This is a genomic window from Streptomyces sp. NBC_00162 (assembly GCF_024611995.1).
Lineage (GTDB): Bacteria > Actinomycetota > Actinomycetes > Streptomycetales > Streptomycetaceae > Streptomyces.
On record NZ_CP102509.1, the window covers coordinates 3033125 to 3051741 of the forward strand.

14 protein-coding genes, 5 tRNA genes and 1 pseudogene are annotated in these 18617 nt (G+C 69.6%); 7 read left to right on the forward strand and 13 right to left on the reverse strand.

Translation table 11 applies throughout. The features are described 5' to 3' along the window. Nucleotides 1-133 precede the first annotated feature (133 nt). Nucleotides 134-790: pseudogene (gene cofC, locus JIW86_RS13885) on the forward strand (2-phospho-L-lactate guanylyltransferase); the annotation flags it as partial. A 264-nt stretch (nucleotides 791-1054) separates the two neighbouring features. Here cofC and JIW86_RS13890 read toward each other — a convergent pair. The 4 genes from JIW86_RS13890 to leuC all read right to left on the reverse strand — a co-directional run bounded on the left by JIW86_RS13890 (nucleotide 1055) and on the right by leuC (nucleotide 4266). Beyond that, on the reverse strand, nucleotides 1055-1732 hold the full coding sequence (locus JIW86_RS13890; protein ID WP_215149798.1) for an HU family DNA-binding protein: 678 nt from the start codon (nucleotides 1730-1732) through the stop codon (nucleotides 1055-1057). Between the two features lie 145 nt (nucleotides 1733-1877). Continuing rightward, nucleotides 1878-2105 (reverse strand): hypothetical protein, encoded by a 228-nt coding sequence (locus tag JIW86_RS13895; RefSeq protein WP_030009267.1) that lies wholly within the window; start codon nucleotides 2103-2105, stop codon nucleotides 1878-1880. 137 nt (nucleotides 2106-2242) lie between these two features. Next, nucleotides 2243-2836: a 3-isopropylmalate dehydratase small subunit gene (gene leuD / locus JIW86_RS13900; RefSeq protein WP_215149799.1), complete on the reverse strand. Its 594-nt coding sequence runs from the start codon at nucleotides 2834-2836 to the stop codon at nucleotides 2243-2245. 5 nt (nucleotides 2837-2841) lie between these two features. Further along, on the reverse strand, nucleotides 2842-4266 hold the full coding sequence (gene leuC, locus JIW86_RS13905) for a 3-isopropylmalate dehydratase large subunit (protein WP_257554007.1): 1425 nt from the start codon (nucleotides 4264-4266) through the stop codon (nucleotides 2842-2844). 119 nt (nucleotides 4267-4385) lie between these two features. Between leuC and ndgR the strand changes: the two genes are divergently transcribed. Further along, nucleotides 4386-5102, forward strand: coding sequence for an IclR family transcriptional regulator NdgR (gene ndgR / locus JIW86_RS13910; protein ID WP_150517662.1), 717 nt, complete (start codon nucleotides 4386-4388; stop codon nucleotides 5100-5102). Nucleotides 5103-5264: 162 nt separating this feature from the next. On the opposite strand, the gene JIW86_RS13915 is transcribed toward ndgR, so the two are convergent. The 9 genes from JIW86_RS13915 to JIW86_RS13955 form a co-directional block, all read right to left on the reverse strand. Beyond that, a tRNA-Glu gene (locus tag JIW86_RS13915) sits at nucleotides 5265-5337 on the reverse strand. 23 nt (nucleotides 5338-5360) lie between these two features. Further along, a tRNA-Gln gene (locus JIW86_RS13920) sits at nucleotides 5361-5432 on the reverse strand. A 23-nt stretch (nucleotides 5433-5455) separates the two neighbouring features. Beyond that, nucleotides 5456-5528: transfer RNA gene (locus JIW86_RS13925), tRNA-Glu, on the reverse strand. Nucleotides 5529-5589: 61 nt separating this feature from the next. Next, nucleotides 5590-5662, reverse strand: a tRNA-Glu gene (locus tag JIW86_RS13930). A gap of 27 nt (nucleotides 5663-5689) precedes the next feature. Continuing rightward, nucleotides 5690-5761: transfer RNA gene (locus JIW86_RS13935), tRNA-Gln, on the reverse strand. An 86-nt stretch (nucleotides 5762-5847) separates the two neighbouring features. Then, nucleotides 5848-6576, reverse strand: coding sequence for an HAD family hydrolase (locus tag JIW86_RS13940; RefSeq protein WP_257554008.1), 729 nt, complete (start codon nucleotides 6574-6576; stop codon nucleotides 5848-5850). Nucleotides 6577-6781: 205 nt separating this feature from the next. Further along, a complete protein-coding gene (gene gltX, locus JIW86_RS13945; protein WP_215149802.1) occupies nucleotides 6782-8257 on the reverse strand; it encodes a glutamate--tRNA ligase in 1476 nt (491 codons plus the stop codon). After that, nucleotides 8250-9038 (reverse strand): fumarylacetoacetate hydrolase family protein, encoded by a 789-nt coding sequence (locus JIW86_RS13950; protein ID WP_215149803.1) that lies wholly within the window; start codon nucleotides 9036-9038, stop codon nucleotides 8250-8252. Before JIW86_RS13950 ends, gltX begins: the two co-directional genes overlap by 8 nt. Nucleotides 9039-9133: 95 nt before the next feature. Further along, complete coding sequence (locus tag JIW86_RS13955; protein ID WP_215149804.1) at nucleotides 9134-9322, reverse strand: hypothetical protein; 189 nt, start codon at nucleotides 9320-9322, stop codon at nucleotides 9134-9136. A 578-nt stretch (nucleotides 9323-9900) separates the two neighbouring features. On the opposite strand from JIW86_RS13955, the gene JIW86_RS13960 reads away from it, so the two are divergent. From JIW86_RS13960 to JIW86_RS13980, 5 genes are all read left to right on the forward strand, one after another. Then, a complete protein-coding gene (locus JIW86_RS13960; RefSeq protein ID WP_257554009.1) occupies nucleotides 9901-13533 on the forward strand; it encodes a sensor histidine kinase in 3633 nt (1210 codons plus the stop codon). Between the two features lie 9 nt (nucleotides 13534-13542). Then, a complete protein-coding gene (locus JIW86_RS13965; RefSeq protein ID WP_008739864.1) occupies nucleotides 13543-13956 on the forward strand; it encodes a roadblock/LC7 domain-containing protein in 414 nt (137 codons plus the stop codon). Nucleotides 13957-14107: 151 nt separating this feature from the next. Further along, a complete protein-coding gene (locus tag JIW86_RS13970; protein WP_215149806.1) occupies nucleotides 14108-14500 on the forward strand; it encodes a DUF742 domain-containing protein in 393 nt (130 codons plus the stop codon). Then, complete coding sequence (locus JIW86_RS13975; protein ID WP_073776607.1) at nucleotides 14481-15065, forward strand: GTP-binding protein; 585 nt, start codon at nucleotides 14481-14483, stop codon at nucleotides 15063-15065. The genes JIW86_RS13970 and JIW86_RS13975 overlap by 20 nt, the downstream gene beginning before the upstream one ends. 335 nt (nucleotides 15066-15400) lie before the next feature. Continuing rightward, nucleotides 15401-18613 (forward strand): nitrate- and nitrite sensing domain-containing protein, encoded by a 3213-nt coding sequence (locus JIW86_RS13980; protein WP_257554010.1) that lies wholly within the window; start codon nucleotides 15401-15403, stop codon nucleotides 18611-18613. Nucleotides 18614-18617: the final 4 nt, after the last annotated feature.

Genomic DNA, 18617 nt, shown 5'->3' on the forward strand with positions numbered 1-18617 from the left:
TGTCGCCCCAGGCCCGGTCTCTGTCGAGAACACCGTACGCCCCGCTCACGCGGCCGGAGCCCCGGGCTGCCCGGGCGGAGGTGACAATGGGCCGACACATGACCCGGCCATGACCTGACCATGGGCTGTACATGTGCCGGAGCGCACCGGAGGGAAGGGGTCGGTCACGAACGCCGTCTGGAGCCTGGTTGTCCCGTTGAAGCCTCTGTCGACGGCCAAGAGCCGGCTCGCGGCCGCGGTGGGCGCGTCCCGCCCGGGGCTCGCGCTCGCCTTCGCCCAGGACACCGTGGCGGGGGCGCTGGCCTGCCCGGCGGTCGCGGATGTGGTGGTGGTCACGGACGACTCGGTGGCCTCCGCGGAACTGGCCCGGCTGGGGGCGCGGATCGTCGCGGACGGCCCGGGGGCCGGGCTCAACGCGGCGCTGGCCCACGGGGCGCGGGCGATACGGGCGGACCGGCCGGGGGCGGCGGTGGCCGCGATGAACGCCGATCTGCCGGCCCTTCGGCCGCCCGAATTGCTACGCGTGCTCGAAACCGCATCGGCATTTCCCCGGGCATTTCTGGCGGATGCGGCCGGAATCGGGACGACCTTGCTTTCCGCTGCTCCGGACGTGGAATTGGCACCCGCGTTCGGCGGCCGCTCGCGGGCCCGTCATTCGGCTTCGGGGGCGGTGGAAATCGCACTGTCGGGCGTGGACAGCGTGCGCCGGGACGTGGATACGGCGGCGGATCTCAGGACGGCTCTCGCCCTCGGTGTGGGGCCTCACACGGCCCGATACAGTGCCGGTATGCAGGCGACCGCGTACACGTACGACTCCCAGACCCGCAGCGGCAGTGTGCTGCTGGACGACGGCACCCCGATGCCCTTCGAGGCCCCGGCCTTCGACGCGGGCGGCCTGCGGCTGCTGCGGCCCGGGCAGCGGGTCCGGATCGAGACGGACGGCGAGGGCGCGGCCCTGCGGATCACCCTGGTCACGCTGCAGACCTTCTGAGACGCACCGCGGGCCGGTTTCCCCTCGGAGGGGAAACCGGCCCGGCGTGTGTGACTCGTGCCCCTACTTCTTGCGGGCGGTGGTCTTCTTCGCGGTGGCCTTGCGCGTCGCCGTCTTCTTGGCGGGCGCCTTCGTCGCTGCGGTGGCCTTCTTGGCGGCCGGAGCGGTCTTCTTCGCGGTGGCGGTGGTCTTCTTCGCCGCCGGCGTGGCCTTCTTGGCGGCCGTGGCCTTCTTCGCCGTGGCCGTCGCCTTCTTCGCGGTGGCCGTGCTCTTCACCGCCGCCTTCTTGGCGGTGGCGGTGGTCTTCTTGGCCGTGACCTTCTTTGCGACCGCGGTCTTTGCCGCCGCCTTCTTGGCGGTGGTGGCCCTCTTCGCGGCGGCCTTCTTGACCGTCGCGGACGCACCACCGGTGAGGCTGCCCTTGGGCGCCTTCTTCACCGAGACCTCGCCGCCCTTGGGCAGCTTCTTGGTGCCGGCGACCAGGTCCTTGAACCCCTGGCCCGCACGGAAGCGGGGCACCGAGGTCTTCTTGACCCGGACGCGCTCTCCGGTCTGCGGGTTGCGGGCGTAACGGGCCGGACGGTCGACCTTCTCGAACGAGCCGAAGCCCGTGACCGAGACCCGGTCGCCCGCGACGGTAGCGCGGACGATCGCGTCCAGTACCGCGTCGACAGCGTCCGCGGCCTGCTGACGGCCGCCCAGCTTGTCGGCAATCGCTTCTACGAGCTGCGCCTTGTTCAACGTCTTCCCCTTCGGAGACTTCGCCAGAACGAATGTGTTCAAGCTTATTTCGCACGTTAGGCGGATATATACCGCAAATCAAACACGAAACGGGCTAATCACCCTAGTGCCGCAACGCTGGAGGCCGTTACGGAGTTCCTTCGCATCAGTCGCCTTCAGGGAATCGACCCTCGTCAAGGTCCTTCATCAACCTGTCCAGGCGCCTTGCCGCATCGGCGAGATCGTGCTTCGCCGCGGCCGTGACGACCAACAGCTTCCGGGACAGCGCCATCCTTACGCCCTCCGGGACTTGCAGTGAGCGCACCCGTGTGTGTGCTTCTTTCAGCCGGTCCGCGACGAGTTCGTAGAGCTCAAGTTGACTGTCGCGTTCCATGCACAGATTGTGCCATCTGGGGCGAGTTGTCGCCTCACGGGGCCTCAACACACAGCTGTGCCCCCCACCGGACGGTGGGGGGCACAGTGTCGTGGACGTGATCACCCGAAGGTGAATAAGCGCTGATCAGGCTGGAATCAGACCTGAACCGTGCGCGGCTTGAAGGCCGGACGGGCACTTTCGTACGTGGCGATGTCCGCTTCGTTCTGAAGGGTGAGGGAGATGTCGTCCAGGCCCTCCAGCAGCCTCCAGCGGGCGTTGTCGTCGAGTTCGAACTCCGCTACGACGCCCTCCGCTCGCACCTGGCGGTCGACCAGGTCGACGGTGATCTCCGCGGTGGGGTCGGCCTCGGTCAGCTTCCACAGCCGCTCGACGGTCTCCTGCGGCAGAACGACGGTCAGCAGGCCGTTCTTCAGCGAGTTCCCGCGGAAGATGTCGGCGAAGCGGGAGGAGATGACCGTCTTGAAGCCGAAGTTCTGCAGGGCCCATACGGCGTGCTCGCGCGAGGAACCGGTACCGAAGTCGGGGCCGGCCACCAGCACGGTCGCCCCGGCGCGCTCCGGGCGGTTGGTGATGAACTCCGGGTCCTTGCGCCAGGCCTCGAAGAGCCCGTCCTCGAACCCGTCACGGGTGATCTTCTTCAGCCAGTGGGCGGGGATGATCTGGTCGGTGTCGACGTTGCTGCGGCGCAGCGGGACGGCCCGGCCGGTGTGGGTGGTGAAGGCTTCCATGGTTCTCAGACTCCGGCGGTCGCGGGGGCGTCGGACAGGTCGGCGGGAGAGGCCAAGTGGCCCAGTACCGCGGTGGCCGCGGCCACCTGCGGGGAGACCAGGTGGGTGCGCCCGCCCTTGCCCTGCCGGCCTTCGAAGTTGCGGTTGGAGGTGGACGCGGAACGCTCACCGGGGGCCAGTTGGTCGGGGTTCATGCCCAGACACATCGAACAGCCCGCGTGCCGCCATTCGGCGCCGGCCTCCTTGAAGAGCTTGTCCAGGCCCTCTTCCACGGCCTGCAGGGCGACCCGGACCGAGCCGGGGACGACCAGCATCCGTACGCCGTCGGCGACTTTGCGGCCCTCGATGATCCCGGCGACGGCGCGCAGGTCCTCGATGCGGCCGTTGGTGCAGGAACCTACGAAGACGGTGTCGACCTTGATGTCGCGCAGCGGCTGCCCGGCGGTCAACCCCATGTACTCCAGGGCCTTTTCGGCAGCGTGGCGCTCCGAAGCGTCCTCGTACGAAGCCGGGTCGGGGACGTTGGCCGACAGCGGCGCGCCCTGGCCCGGGTTGGTGCCCCAGGTGACGAACGGGGCCAGCTTCGTGCCGTCGATGACGACCTCGGCGTCGAATACCGCGTCGTCGTCGGTGCGCAGCGTCTTCCAGTAGGCGACCGCCGCGTCCCAGTCCTCGCCCACGGGGGCGTGGTCGCGGCCCTCCAGGTAGTCGAAGGTGGTCTGGTCGGGGGCGATCATGCCCGCGCGGGCGCCGGCCTCGATCGACATGTTGCAGATGGTCATGCGGGCTTCCATCGACAGCTGCTCGATGGCCTCGCCGCGGTATTCCAGGATGTACCCCTGGCCGCCGCCGGTGCCGATCTTGGCGATGATCGCCAGGATCAGGTCCTTGGCGGTGACACCGTCGGCCAGCGCGCCGGTGACGGTGATCGCCATCGTCTTCGGGCGGGCCAGCGGCAGCGTCTGGGTGGCCAGCACGTGCTCGACCTGGCTGGTGCCGATGCCGAAGGCCAGCGCGCCGAAGGCGCCGTGCGTGGAGGTGTGCGAGTCGCCGCAGACCACCGTGGTGCCGGGCTGGGTCAGGCCCAGCTGCGGTCCCACGACGTGGACGACGCCCTGCTCGACGTCACCCAGCGAGTGCAGGCGGACACCGAACTCGGAGCAGTTCTTGCGCAGCGTCTCCAGCTGGGCCCGGGAGACCGGGTCCGCGATCGGCTTGTCGATGTCGAGGGTGGGGGTGTTGTGGTCCTCGGTCGCGATGGTGAGGTCGAGGCGTCGGACCTTGCGGCCGGCCTGGCGCAGGCCTTCGAAGGCCTGGGGGCTGGTCACCTCGTGCAGCAGGTGCAGATCGATGAAGAGGAGGTCGGGCTCGCCTTCGGCGCGCCGGACGACGTGGTCGTCCCAGACCTTCTCCGCGAGTGTCCTACCCATCGCTTTCCCTCCGGCTCACCGTCCCGGACCCAGTGGTTCGTGGACCCGTACATACAGACTCGCTGGTTCTTGGAAAAATTGAACTTGCGTTTCACAGTGTGAGACGTGAATATCGTTTCATGGACAACTCTAGCGGCGTCGGCGTTCTCGACAAGGCAGCTCTGGTACTGAGCGCACTGGAGTCCGGTCCGGCCACCCTCGCCGGGCTGGTCGCGGCGACAGGGCTCGCACGACCCACGGCACATCGCCTTGCCGTGGCACTGGAACACCACCGGATGGTGGCGAGGGACATGCAGGGCCGGTTCATCCTCGGTCCGCGGCTGGCGGAGCTCGCCGCCGCGGCCGGCGAGGACCGCCTGCTGGCCACGGCGGGACCGGTACTGACCCACCTCCGCGACGTGACGGGCGAGAGCGCGCAGCTCTACCGCCGTCAGGGAGACATGCGCATCTGCGTGGCGGCCGCCGAGCGGCTGTCGGGCCTGCGGGACACCGTCCCGGTGGGTTCGACCCTCCCGATGAAGGCGGGCTCCGCCGCGCAGATCCTGATGGCCTGGGAGGAGCCCGAGCGGCTCCACCGCGGCCTGCAGGGCGCGCGCTTCACGGCGACTGCGCTCTCGGGCGTACGCCGCCGCGGCTGGGCGCAGTCGATCGGCGAACGGGAGCCCGGCGTGGCCTCCGTGTCGGCGCCGGTGCGCGGGCCGTCGAACCGCGTGGTGGCCTCGGTGTCGGTCTCCGGGCCGATCGAGCGCCTGACCCGCCACCCGGGCCGGATGCACGCCCAGGCCGTCATCGACGCGGCCGCCCGCCTCACGGAGGCCCTGCGCCGCACTGGCTGACCTTTCACCCTGCTTCATCCACCACCCCCGGGCCCGGGGGCGCGTACGACGCCGCACACGTCCGAACACGCGCCGCCGGGCCCGTACTTGTATCCGGGTCGACCGGGACGGGACAAAGCGAAGAGGCCCTCCGCGATGATCGCGGAGGGCCTCTTCGATGCGTACCCCCGACCGGATTCGAACCGGCGCTACCGCCTTGAGAGGGCGGCGTGCTAGGCCGCTACACAACGGGGGCTAGCTGGTGCTGCTGTTACTGCGCTGGGCTACCAGGACTCGAACCTAGAATAAGGGAACCAGAAACCCTCGTGTTGCCAATTACACTATAGCCCAAAGTGGTCTAGACCAGACCAACGTACCCCCGACCGGATTCGAACCGGCGCTACCGCCTTGAGAGGGCGGCGTGCTAGGCCGCTACACAACGGGGGCCCTAGCGATCCTGCTTCGAGACGTCCGGGTGCGACCCAGGAGATCTCGCGGGAAGGATCTGTACCCCCGACCGGATTCGAACCGGCGCTACCGCCTTGAGAGGGCGGCGTGCTAGGCCGCTACACAACGGGGGCAAAGCACTGCGTTACTGCTGCACTGCGCTGGGGTACCAGGACTCGAACCTAGAATAAGGGAACCAGAAACCCTCGTGTTGCCAATTACACTATACCCCACCAAAAGTCAACCCCCTGTGGGGTCTTTTCTTTGGGTGGCACCTCCGTCCGGCCTTTCGGCCCGCTCCGGCGGCGCAGAAAGAACATTACCGGATGCCTGACCGTGCTCCAAAACGGGTATCCCCAGCCAGCAGCTCCGGGAGCTGGCCAAGGCCGGCGATGCGGTGCACGCCGTCGGGCCCGTACCCGCGACCCCCGTCGCGGTCCAGCCAGATGGCGAGCAGCCCGGCGTCGCGCGCCCCGCGCGCGTCGATCTCGGGCTGGTCCCCGACGTACGCCACCTCCCCCGGCGGCAGCCCCAGCGCCTCGCACGCGGCGAGGAAGGCGCCGGCCTCGGGCTTGCTGATGCCGAGCTCCACGGCGCAGACCAGCACCTCGAAGCGGTCGCGCAGCCCGAGGTCGCGCAGCTTGGGGTCCTGGTTGGCGGTGGAGGAGTTGGAGAGCACCCCGTGCCGGTAGTCCTCGGCGAGGGCGTCCAGTGCGGGCACCACGTCGGGGAAGACGGTCCAGGCTGCCTTGTAGTGCTCGATGTACCGCTCCAGCCAGGCGTCGGCCGCCTCCGCGCTCATACCGGGCTCCCCGAGGAACTCCCGTACCCGCTCCCGGCGCTGCCCCTGGAAGGTGCCCTCGCCGGCCGCGAAGCGCGCCCAGTGCCGGTCGGTGATCTCCCGCCACAGCGCGAGCGCCTGCGCGGGGGTCCCGTACCGCCCGGCGATCCGCTCCTCCTCGAGCTTCCGCGAGAGCCCGGCGGCGTCGGCCCCCGTGTAGTCGAAGAGGGTGTCGTCGATGTCCCACAGGATCGCTCGGATGGCCATACCCCCAAGTATGCGAAGCCCCCGCGACCGTGTCCCGAGGACACGGAAACCGGCACCCGCAGGCCGCCGAGGTCCGGTGACCGCCGAGGAAACCGCGACGGCGCAAGCCGATGTGGCGTGCAAGGCGAACACCGATCTGCAGACTTCAGGCCCGGACCCCTGGCAATCGCCTCGGGGTCCGGGCCTGGTCTTCGTTCCGGAGCGGCTAGCCGGCGAGCTTGGCCAGGGTCGCGTCGATCCGGGACAGCGAGCGCTCCTTGCCCAGGATCTCCAGGGACTCGAAGAGCGGCAGGCCGACCGTGCGGCCGGTGACCGCCACGCGGACCGGGGCCTGGGCCTTGCCGAGCTTGAGGCCGTGGGCCTCGCCCGCGGTCAGGACGGCCTGCTTGAGGGACTCGGGGTCGCTCCAGTCGGCCGTTTCCAGGTTGGCGCGGGCGGTGGTCAGGAGAGCCGCCGGCTCGCCCTTCATCGCCTTGTCCCACGAGGCCTGGTCCTCGACCGGCTCCTTGCGGAACAGGAAGTCGACGTTGGCGGTGATGTCCGACAGGACCGTCACCCGGGTCTGGGCGTACGGCGCGATGCGCTCCCAGGCCTCGGCGTCGAAGTCCTCGGGCTCCCAGTTGGCGTGCGGGGCCCCCAGCCACGGGGCGCAGGCGTCCGCGAAGGCCTTCGGGTCCAGCAGGCGGATGTGGTCGGCGTTGATCGCCTCGGCCTTCTTCAGGTCGAAGCGCGCCGGGTTGGCGTTCACGTCCGGGATGTCGAACTTCGCCACCATCTCCTCGATGGTGAAGATGTCCTGGTCCTTGGAGAACGACCAGCCGAGGAGCGAGAGGTAGTTCAGCAGGCCCTCGGGGAGGAAGCCGCGCTCGCGGTACAGGTTGAGCGAGGCCTCGGGGTCGCGCTTGGAGAGCTTCTTGTTGCCCTCGCCCATGACGTACGGCAGGTGGCCGAACTCGGGGGTCCCGTTGGCGACGCCCAGCTCGATGAGCGCCTTGTAGAGCGCGATCTGGCGGGGGGTCGAGGACAGGAGGTCCTCGCCGCGCAGCACGTGCGTGATCTCCATCAGCGCGTCGTCCACCGGGTTGACCAGCGTGTACAGCGGGGCGCCGTTGGCCCGGACGATGCCGAAGTCCGGCACGTTCTCGGGGGTGAAGGACAGCTCGCCGCGGACCAGGTCCGTGAAGGTGATGGTCTCGTCGGGCATCCGGAAGCGGACGATCGAGCTGCGGTGCTCGCCCTGGTACGCCTCGACCTGCACGGTGGTGAGCTCGCGGCAGTGGCCGTCGTAGCCGGAGGGCTTGCCGGCGGCCCGGGCGGCCGCGCGGCGCGCGTCGAGCTCCTCGGTGGTGCAGTAGCAGTGGTACGCGTACCCGCCGTCCAGGAGCTTCTGCGCGACGTCCTTGTAGATGTCCATGCGCTCGGACTGGCGGTACGGGGCGTGCGGGCCGCCGACCTCGGGACCCTCGTCCCAGGTGAAGCCGAGCCAGCGCAGCGAGTCGAGCAGCTGGCCGTAGGACTCCTCGGAGTCGCGGGCCGCGTCGGTGTCCTCGATGCGGAAGACGAACGTACCGCCGTGGTGGCGGGCGAACGCCCAGTTGAAGAGGGCCGTGCGGACCAGGCCCACGTGGGGGTTGCCGGTCGGGGACGGACAGAAACGGACGCGGGGGGTCGCGTTAGCCACGCTTGATCACCTTGTTGGTGAGAGTGCCGATGCCTTCGATGGTGACGGCGACCTCGTCGCCGACGTTGAGGGGGCCGACTCCGGCCGGGGTCCCCGTGAGGATGACGTCGCCCGGGAGCAGCGTCATGGCCTCGGTGATGTGGACGATCAGGTCCTCGATGGAGCGGACCATGTCGCTGGTGCGGCCGAGCTGGCGCTGTTCGCCGTTGACCGTGCACTGGATGGTGAGGTCGCTCGGGTCCAGGTCGGTCTCGATCCAGGGACCGAGGGGGCAGGAGCTGTCGAAGCCCTTGGCCCGGGCCCACTGCTTCTCGCGCTGCTGGACGTCGCGCGCGGTGACGTCGTTGGCGCAGGTGTAGCCCAGGATGACGTCCTTGACCCGCTCCTTGGGGACCTCTCGGCACATGCGGCCGATGACCACGGCGAGCTCCGCCTCGTGGTGGAGGTCCTGAGAGAAGGAGGGGTACGCGATCGGGTCACCCGGGCCGACCACCGAGGTGGAGGGCTTGAAGAAGGTGATGGGGGTTTCCGGGACCGCGTTGCCGAGCTCCGCTGCGTGCTCCGCGTAGTTGCGGCCGATGGCCACGACCTTGTTCGGGAGCACGGGCGGCAGCAGGCGCACCTTGCTCAGCGGGACCTTCGTGCCGGAGAGCTCGAAGTCCGCGAACGGGATGCCCTTGATGATGTCGAGGACGAGCTCCCCTTCGGCGCCGGGGGCGGCATCGCCCTCGACCACGCCGAAGGCGACATTGCCGTCGATCGAGAACCTGGCGATGCGCACGTGTTGCGTCTGCCCCTCTGTATGTCCGCTGGCTGGAGTCTGCGGACCCAGGCTAACGCGGCCGGCACGGGCGCTTCGCCCTCTTTTGCCGGGGGCTACTGCGCGGCGGCGGCCACGGGCGCGTCCATCAGGATCGTGCGCCGGGGGTTGGCGGTCTGCGTCGGCAGCTCGACGGAGTGCTCCGGGGTGGCCGGGGCCGCCTGCAGGTCCTCGGCGTCCTTGAGGTGCGCGAGGGTGGTGCGGCGGGGGTTGGCTATGTTGCGGAACATCGTCGTCGTCTTCATCGGGGTTCGGGGTCCTCGGTTCGATCTTTGGATGTCGGTTGTGGCGCGCGCCAACCCTGGCGCCAACCCTTTAAGGGGTAAGGCTAAACATCCGAATCCCCCGCCGAACCGAGAAGTAATGGCCACGGCTGTGTGAGTTTGCTCACCAGTCACCAGGCATTACCGACATAGTGGACAGTCAATTCTGCACCGCAAAACGGGCATTGCGCCACTGAATGCGCCATTCCGCTCCTGATCATCTCGACTGGGACACCTTGCCAGTCACCGTGTTTGCATGGTGTAAGTCCGGTTTCTCCTGAAAGCGGTCCCACATCGCGTAGTCCATCCGTCACGAACCGTGACCGACTCTCCGGGCTGGTCCCCGCACCTTGTTGGAGATCCGCCACTGTGCTGGAATTCGCGGGACCGCCGCGGGAACAGTCGGCGCGCAGGTGGCGCGACTCAGCGCCGAGCGCGGCGGCAAGGAGAGGGAGACGCGCCGGTCACCGACGACCACCATGGGGCCGTTAGTGCTCCACGACTCGACACCGTCCCACCGGTCGCCCGGCGGGACGCCTGGTCCAGAGGTTGCGACGCTAGTGCAGGGACGATTCAAGAGGGACAGCGCTGCGGCGGAGCAGGAGCCGCGCGGCGGGACCGACCGTGGCTCCTCGCCCCAGCACGCCCAGAACCGCGGGCCGGCTGTCGACGGCGCAGGCCCCGACGCCTTGGCCAGGGTGAAGGCGAAGGGCCGGGGTAAGTCCATCAAGCCCAGGCCCAAGGCCGGGGCGGTCGAGCAGGACGTGGCGATACCGAAGGCCCCCAGTGGGCCCGGTTCTCGCCTCGCCATGCAGAACTGGCGCATCAGCACGCGACTCGTGTCGCTGCTGACCCTGCCCGTCGTCGCCGCCACCACGCTCGGTGGCGTCCGTATCAACGACTCGCTCAACGACATCGCGCAGCTGGAGCACATGCAGCTGCTGACGATGATGACCCGGCAGGCCACCAACCTGGCCGCCGCGCTCCAGGAGGAGCGCGACAAGTCAGCGGGTCCGCTGTCCGTCGACAAGTCCGGCAAGCCCAACACCCTCGTCGCGGGCGTCCGTGAGCAGACCGACGCCTCCGCCAAGGCCTTCGCCGCTGCGACCGACAAGGTCGACAACACGGAGGACAAGGACGAGACGCTCAAGTCGATCCGCAACAACATCCTGCAGATCGGCCGCCAGCTCACCAACATCGAAGAGATCCGCAGCAAGGCGTACGCCAACGGTGCCCAGCAGACGGTCACCGAGTACAACAGCCTGATCGTCTCGCTGCTCTCGCTCTCCCAGGACATGGCGCAGGCCACCTCCAGCCCGGAGATGATCAAGCGTACGCGCGCTCTGGCGGCCTTCTCCGCCGCCAAGGAGTACGCCTCCGTCCAGCGCGCGATCATCGCCGCCTCCCTCCCCGACAACGCCGAGAAGCCGGGTGAGCTCAAGGAGAACGACCGTCTGTACGGTCTCTCCGCGCTCAAGGGCGAGCAGCAGTCGAAGAAGACCTTCGAACTCGTCTACCAGGGCAAGCCCGAGGAGCTCCTCGCGGCGCTCGGCGACGGCAACCCCGAGATCGGCAAGGCCGACCACTACGCCCGCCGCGTGCTGAGCACCAGTGGGCAGTTCGGCAAGGAGACGCAGTACCGGTCCTGGATGGACTGGTACGACGCCGACGGCACCAAGCTCCAGGCGATGAAGGTCATCGAGCTCACCCTGCTCGAGGACATGGAGCAGAAGGCCCGCGAGCTCAAGAACGAGTCGCAGCAGGACGCCATCATCAACGGTGCCCTGATCCTCCTCGTCCTCGGTGTCTCCCTCGTCGGCGCCTTCGTCATGGCCCGCTCGATGATCCGCTCGCTGCGCCGCCTCCAGGACACCGCGACCCGCGTCGCCCAGGACCGCCTCCCCGAGCTCGTCAAGCAGCTGTCCGAGTCCGACCCGCAGGACGTGGACACGTCCGTGGAGTCGGTCGGTCTGCACACCCGCGACGAGATCGGCCAGGTGGCCGCGGCCTTCGACGACGTGCACCGCGAGGCCGTCCGCCTCGCCGCCGAGCAGGCCCTCCTCCGGGGCAACGTCAACGCGATGTTCACCAACCTCTCGCGCCGTTCGCAGGGCCTCATCCAGCGTCAGCTCTCGCTCATCTCCGAGCTGGAGTCGCGCGAGGCCGACCCGGACCAGCTGTCCTCGCTCTTCAAGCTCGACCACCTCGCGACCCGCATGCGCCGTAACGGCGAAAACCTCCTCGTCCTCGCGGGCGAGGAGCCGGGCCGCCGGTGGACCCGCCCCGTCCCGCTCGTCGACGTGCTCCGCGCCGCCGCGTCCGAGGTGGAGCAGTACGAGCGCATCGAGCTGGCGGCGGTGCCCGGCACCGATGTCGCCGGCCGCGTCGTCAACGACCTCGTGCACCTCCTCGCCGAGCTGCTGGAGAACGCCACCTCGTTCTCCTCCCCGCAGACCAAGGTCAAGGTCACCGGTCACGCGCTGCCCGACGGCCGCGTGCTCGTCGAGATCCACGACACCGGTATCGGCCTCTCCCCCGAGGACCTCGCCGCGATCAACGAGCGGCTCGCGTCGCCGCCGACCGTGGACGTCTCCGTCTCCCGCCGCATGGGTCTGTTCGTGGTCGGCCGCCTGTCCCTGCGACACGGCATCCGCATCCAGCTGCGCCCCTCCGACTCGGGCGGTACGACGGCCCTCGTCATGCTGCCGGTGGACGTCGCCCAGGGCGGCAAGAAGCCCGGTGGCCAGGGTCCCCAGGGCGGCCCCGGCGGCGTTCAGGGCGGCCCCGGCGGGCAGGCTTCCGTGCCCGGTGCGGCCTCCCGTCCCCCGGTCGGCGCGGCTCCGCAGCGCGGCCAGGTCGCCTCGGGCGGTCAGCGTGCCGCCCTGCCCGGCCGCGACGGCGCCCCTGGCCAGCAGCGTCCGCAGGGCGCGCAGAACCAGCAGGGTTCCCCGAGCGGTTGGTCCCCGCAGCAGGGCGGCCCGGGTCCTTCCGGCGCCCGCCCGCAGCAGGGTCCGACCACCAACGGGCAGGGCCAGGCCGGCTTCGGCTCCGGCGCGCCGCTGGCGGGTCGTGGTCCGCAGGCCCGTCCGGCGGCCGCTCCCGCGGCGTCCGGTCAGCCCGGCTTCCCGCAGGGCAACGGCTTCGAGCGTCCGCAGCAGTCGCAGGCACAGGCTCCGCAGCAGCAGCAGCCGGCCGCTCCCGCGGCTCCGGCCTCGCGCGGTGCCCGGCCGCAGCTGCCGCCGCGCGGTGGCGCTCCCCGGCCCGAGCTCCCCGGTCCGCAGGCCACCAGCTGGGGCGCCGACCAGGCCCGTGGCCACGACGAGCTCTCGGGCCCCGGCTCGACGGCCGAGTTCGCCCGCCCGGACTTCAACGCCCCGATGCCCCAGGCGAACCCCGGCGGCAACAGCACGACCGGACAGTTCGAGCGTCCGGACGTACGCGGCCCCGTGGACCCGTCCAGCACCGGACAGTTCGAGCGTCCTGGCTACCAGCCCCAGCGGCCCGGCGGCCCCGGTGTCGGCGGCTTCGCCCGTCAGCCCCAGGCCCCGCAGCAGTACCAGCAGCCGCAGGCTCCGCAGCAGGGCGGCAACTACGCAGCGCCGCAGCGCCCGGAGGCCCCCGGCCTGCCGCAGGGCCACCGGCCCGAGGCGCTGCCCCCGGCACAGAGCTCCGGCGACGCCCGCAGCCCGATCTTCGACACCCTGGAGTCGAACTGGTTCCGCGAGGAAGGGCAGCAGCCCGGCGCGCAGGCACCGGGCACGGCGATACCCCAGCAGGGCCAGCAGCCGCAGCAGTCCGCCCCGGCTCCGCAGCAGCAGCCGCTGCCGCAGCGCGGCCAGGAGCAGGCGGCCGACCCGGCCGCCGCGGCGACCGGCGCCATGCCGACCGTCAGCTGGCGGTCCTCGCCGAACGACGAGCTGATGCGGCAGGCCGAGCGCGTGCGCCAGCCCGCCGCCGGCGGGATCACCACTTCGGGGCTGCCCCGCCGGGTCCCGCGGGCGAACCTCGTGGCCGGCACCGCGCAGCAGCAGGCCGACGCGCAGGCCGGTCCGCAGGTCTCGCGGGCGCCGGACGACGTCCGTGGCCGTCTGACCAACCTCAGGCGCGGTATCCAGCAGGGTCGTCAGGCCGGCAACAGCGGCCCGGCGACCGGCAGTTACCACATCGACCCCACTTACCAGCAGGAGCGATAGTTGAGTTCGATGAGCCAGGCGGCACAGAACCTGAACTGGTTGATCACCAACTTCGTGGACAACACCCCTGGGGTGTCCCACACCGTGGTGGTCTCCGCCGACGGACTCCTTCTGGCGATGTCCGAAGGATTCCCCCGCGACCGCGCCGATCAGCTCGCGGCCGTGGCCTCCGGTCTGACCTCGCTGACCGCCGGAGCCTCCCGCATCTTCGAGGGCGGCGCCGTCAACCAGACCGTGGTCGAGATGGACCGGGGATTCCTCTTCCTCATGTCCGTCTCGGACGGCTCCTCGCTGGCCGTACTGGCGCACCCCGAGTGCGACATCGGCCTCGTAGGCTACGAGATGGCCCTCCTCGTGGACCGTGCCGGCAGCGTCCTCACTCCGGACCTGCGTGCGGAACTGCAGGGAAGCCTGCTCATCTGACTCCCCCTCTCCCGGCCGGACGGTACTAACGGCCGGGGGACCGAGGCACTCGCCCCGGAACCCAGTACCACCGCCAGGCCGTCATACCTTCCCCCCACCGGCCGCCCCGTCAGACGGCACGCTGACCACTGCTGTCCAGCCCGGAGGATCAATGACCCCGCCCCCCGCCTACCCCGATGCGTACGGAGATTCGTACTCGGATGGCGACCAGCCGCTGGTGCGTCCGTACGCGATGACCGGCGGCCGGACCCGGCCCCGCTACCAGCTCGCGATCGAAGCCCTGGTCAGCACCACGGCCGATCCGATGCACCTGTCCGGCCTGCTCCCGGAGCACCAGCGCATCTGCACGCTGTGCCGCGAGGTCAAGTCGGTCGCGGAGGTCTCCGCACTGCTGTCGATGCCGCTCGGTGTCGCCCGGATCCTCGTCGCCGACCTGGCGGAGGCCGGAATGGTGGCCATCCACCAGCCGGGCAATGGAGAGGCCGGCGGCACGCCGGACGTCACGCTGCTCGAAAGGGTGCTCAGTGGACTTCGCAAGCTCTAACGGCGGAGCGGCTCCTCGCTCCACCACCTCCGCGAAGATCGTGGTGGCGGGCGGCTTCGGCGTGGGCAAGACCACGTTCGTCGGAGCCGTTTCCGAGATCAACCCGCTGCGCACCGAAGCCGTCATGACCTCCGCCTCGGCGGGCATCGACGACCTCACGCACACCGGTGACAAGACGACGACGACCGTCGCGATGGACTTCGGCCGCATCACCCTGGACCAGGACCTGATCCTGTACCTCTTCGGTACGCCGGGCCAGGACCGCTTCTGGTTCATGTGGGACGACCTCGTCCGCGGCGCCATCGGGGCGATCGTCCTGGTCGACACCCGCCGGCTGGCCGACTGCTTCCCCGCGGTCGACTACTTCGAGAACAGCGGCCTGCCGTTCGTGGTGGCCCTCAATGGCTTCGAGGGGTACCAGCCGTACACTCCGGAGGAAGTCCGCGAGGCCCTGCAGATCGGCCCGGATGCTCCGATCATCACCACCGACGCCCGCCACCGCGCGGACGCCAAGAGCGCGCTCATCACTCTCGTCGAGCACGCCCTCATGGCCCGACTCAAGTAACACGACTTCGGTCCCGCGGCTCAAGTGGCACCACTCAAGCAACACGGGTTCTTCACAACGAGGAGAAGGGCGGGCTGTGTCTTACGACACGGCCCGCCCTTCTGGTTCATAACGTTTCGACAGACAATTGCCGCCAGTTGGCCACGGGGTGCGTTCGGTTGGTGCCGCTACGCGCACAACTCCCCCTATTTTTGCCGCAGGAAGCTCTTTATGTCCGTTTTATGTGGGGCATACGTCTCTGGGTATGGCCGGTTTCAACTGTTTGGAACACGGCCGTTAACCGTGCTGGAATTCAACGAACTAGCTAGTAGCACCGCCGAGAGGTTGTTGGTCGAGTGAGGCGAAGTAACACGAGCCCTGCGGATGAACCCGCACGCGGCAACTTCACCCCGCCGCCGCGAGCGGCCGCGTCGCCTGTCGACATGCCTGTGGAGCCACCCGTGAGCGGCGGGAGCAGCAGCAGGTTCTCGCCCCGCAACTGGCGCGTGCCGACCCGTCTGAACGCGATCCTGCTCGTACCGGCCCTCGTCGGTCTGGTCATGGGCGGCTTCCAGGTGAAGGGCTCCGTCGACACCTGGAACGAGGCCAAGGACGCCGAGAAGATAGCCAGGGTCGTCCAGGCCGCCTCGGAATACAGCCAGGCCCTGCTCAACGAGCGCGACCTCACGGCCGAGCCGCTGCTGAGCGGCAACCCGAACAGCGAGGTCGTCACCAAGGTCCGCGGCACGACCGACTCGGCCAAGGCGAAGTTCGACACGGCCGTCCTGGACATGCCGAAGAACCAGGGCCTGGAGCGGCGACTGGATCTCTTCCGCGCGGAGGAGCCCACGCTCAAGAAGGTCCGCGAGACCGCGTACGTCGCCGCGGCCGAGACCGCGAAGAAGAACCTCCCCAGCGCGCCGGGCCCGATCCCGACCGAAGAGGGCTACGTACTGGTCCAGCACTACCTCATGCAGTTCGCCAACGAGCTCGGCCTCGGCACCGGCAACGTGACCTCGTACGGCCGCATGGTCTACGCGATCCAGCTGGCCAAGGCGGCGAACTCGCTGCAGCGCTCCGTCGGTACCCACCTGCTGGTCCGTCCGAGCACGAACGAGGAGATCCGCAAGAGCCAGCTCGTCGCCTTCTCCTCGTACGCCTACCTCGAGGAAATCGCCCAGGGCGAGTACGTCGCGGCCGGCACCGAGGAGGACGTGAACCGCCTCAAGCAGGTCATGCAGAAGAAGTCCGACGAGGGAGCCGCCAAGCTCGCCGAGGCCAAGGCCAAGGCCGAGCAGGCCGGCGTCCGCTTCGTGCCCCCGCCCCAGGGTGGCGCCAACAAGTCGGTGCTGACCGGTATGACCGAGGCGATAGCCAGCGGCCAGGACAAGACCAAGCTGGCCGCCGCCGGCACCACGCCCATGGCCTGGCAGGCCGCCGCCACCGCGAAGTTCGACGGCTACGACGAGATCGAGAAGGAACTCCTCGACAACGCCATCAAGGACGCCGTCGCGGTCTCCGACGAGGCCCGCGGCGACGCCATCACCAACGGCGCCATCGTGGTCGTGTCCCTGCTCGCCGCGTTCATCCTGGCCGGTCTCATGGCCCGCCAGATGGGCCGCGCGATGCGCCAGCTGCGCTCCGCGGCCTTCGACATCGCCGAGCAGCGCCTGCCGATGCTCGTCGACCAGCTCTCGCGCACCGACCCGGGCAAGGTGGACACCCGTGTCCATCCGATCCCCATCGACTCCCAGGACGAGATCGGCGAGGTCGCACGCGCCTTCGACCAGGTCCACCGGGAAGCGGTCCGGCTCGCCGCCGAGCAGGCGCTCCTGCGAGGGAACGTCAACGCGATCTTCACCAACCTCTCCATGCGCAACCAGTCGCTGATCGAGGGCCAGCTGACCCTCATCACCGACCTGGAGAACAACGAGGCGGACCCGGACCAGCTGGAGAACCTCTTCCGCCTGGACCACCTGGCCACCCGTATGCGCCGCAACGGCGAGAACCTCCTCATCCTCGCGGGTGAGAACCCGGGCCGCCGCTGGGACCAGCCGGTCCCCCTCGTCGACGTCCTGCGCGCCGCCTCCTCCGAGGTGGAGCAGTACGAGCGCATCGAGCTCTCCGGTGTCTCCGAAGCCGAGATCCACGGCCAGGCCGTGACCGACCTCGTGCACCTGCTCGCCGAGCTGCTGGAGAACGCCACAACGTTCTCCTCCCCGCAGACCAAGGTCCGCGTCACCGCCACGCGTCTGCCCGACGGCCGCGTGATGGTCGAGATCCACGACAAGGGCATCGGCCTGACCGCCGAGGACTTCGCGGACATCAACCACAAGCTGGCCAACCCGCCGACCGTGGACGCCGCGATCTCGCAGCGCATGGGTCTGTTCGTGGTCGGCCGGCTGGCGGACCGCCACAGCATCCGCGTCCAGCTGCGCCCCTCGGGCGAGGCGGCCGGCACCACCTCGCTGATCATGCTCCCCGACGCCATCACCCACGGTGGCGGTGGAGAGGGCATTCCGGACGACGACTTCACGGTCTCCTCGATGATCCCGCAGCAGCAGCAGGCACAGCTGGCGCCGCCGCTGCGCACGGCCGCCGAGCTCGGGTTCGACGACTCCCGCTACGACCAGCAGGGCGGCGACGCCCGCGATATCGACCCGGTCGGGCGGTCCCTCGGACGCGAGGAGCGGCGTGCCGCCCTGGAGGCTCAGGTCGGCTACCCGCAGGGCGAGGACCAGCAGTACGCCGACCACGCTGCCCAGGAGTATCCGGAACCCCAGCCTGAACACGGCTACCAGCCGTACCAGGGCTACGAGCAGCAGCCCGAGCAGGGCTACGACGGCTCGTACGAGGCACCGCAGGCGCAGCAGGGCCGGCAGGGGTACGAGGACTACCCGCAGCAGGGCTACGCCTATCCGGAAGCCGGATACGAGGACCGTCAGCAGAACACCCAGGATTACGACGGTGGCTACGATTCCCGGTCGCAGCAGGCCGAGTGGCCCGAGCAGAACACGTATCCGGCTGCTTACCAGCAGGATTACGGGACCGAATCGGAATCCCCCGCCGTACCCGAACCCGCCCCGGAGCGCGTAGGCTTCGACCGTCCGGGCGCCGCTGCCGACACCGGTCACCAGATGACCGGAGCGGGCCTGCCGCGCCGCGGCAGCCAGCAGCAGTGGCAGCCGGCACGGCAGGAAGCGGAGTCCACCGGATCCCTCTTCGAGCAGCGGCCGCAGCGTCAGCAGCAGCCCGCTGAGGCGGAGCGGGCCCCGGAGGAGACGGAAGGCACGGCGGCTTGGCGCTCGCGCAACGACGAGCGCTGGCAGCAGGCCGGCAAACTCCGTGAGCCGAAGGCGGGCGGGGTCACCCCGTCCGGTCTCCCTCGGCGTGTGCCCAAGGCCAACCTGGTCGAGGGCGCGGCGGAGACGACCCCGCAGGGCGGCCCCCAGGTCTCCCGCGCACCGGAGGACGTCCGCGGCAGGTTGAGCAACCTGCGGCGCGGTGTCCAGCAGGGACGCAGCGCGGGTTCTGAGCAGTCAAGTAACAGCTATGACCAGGAGCGTTAGTGTG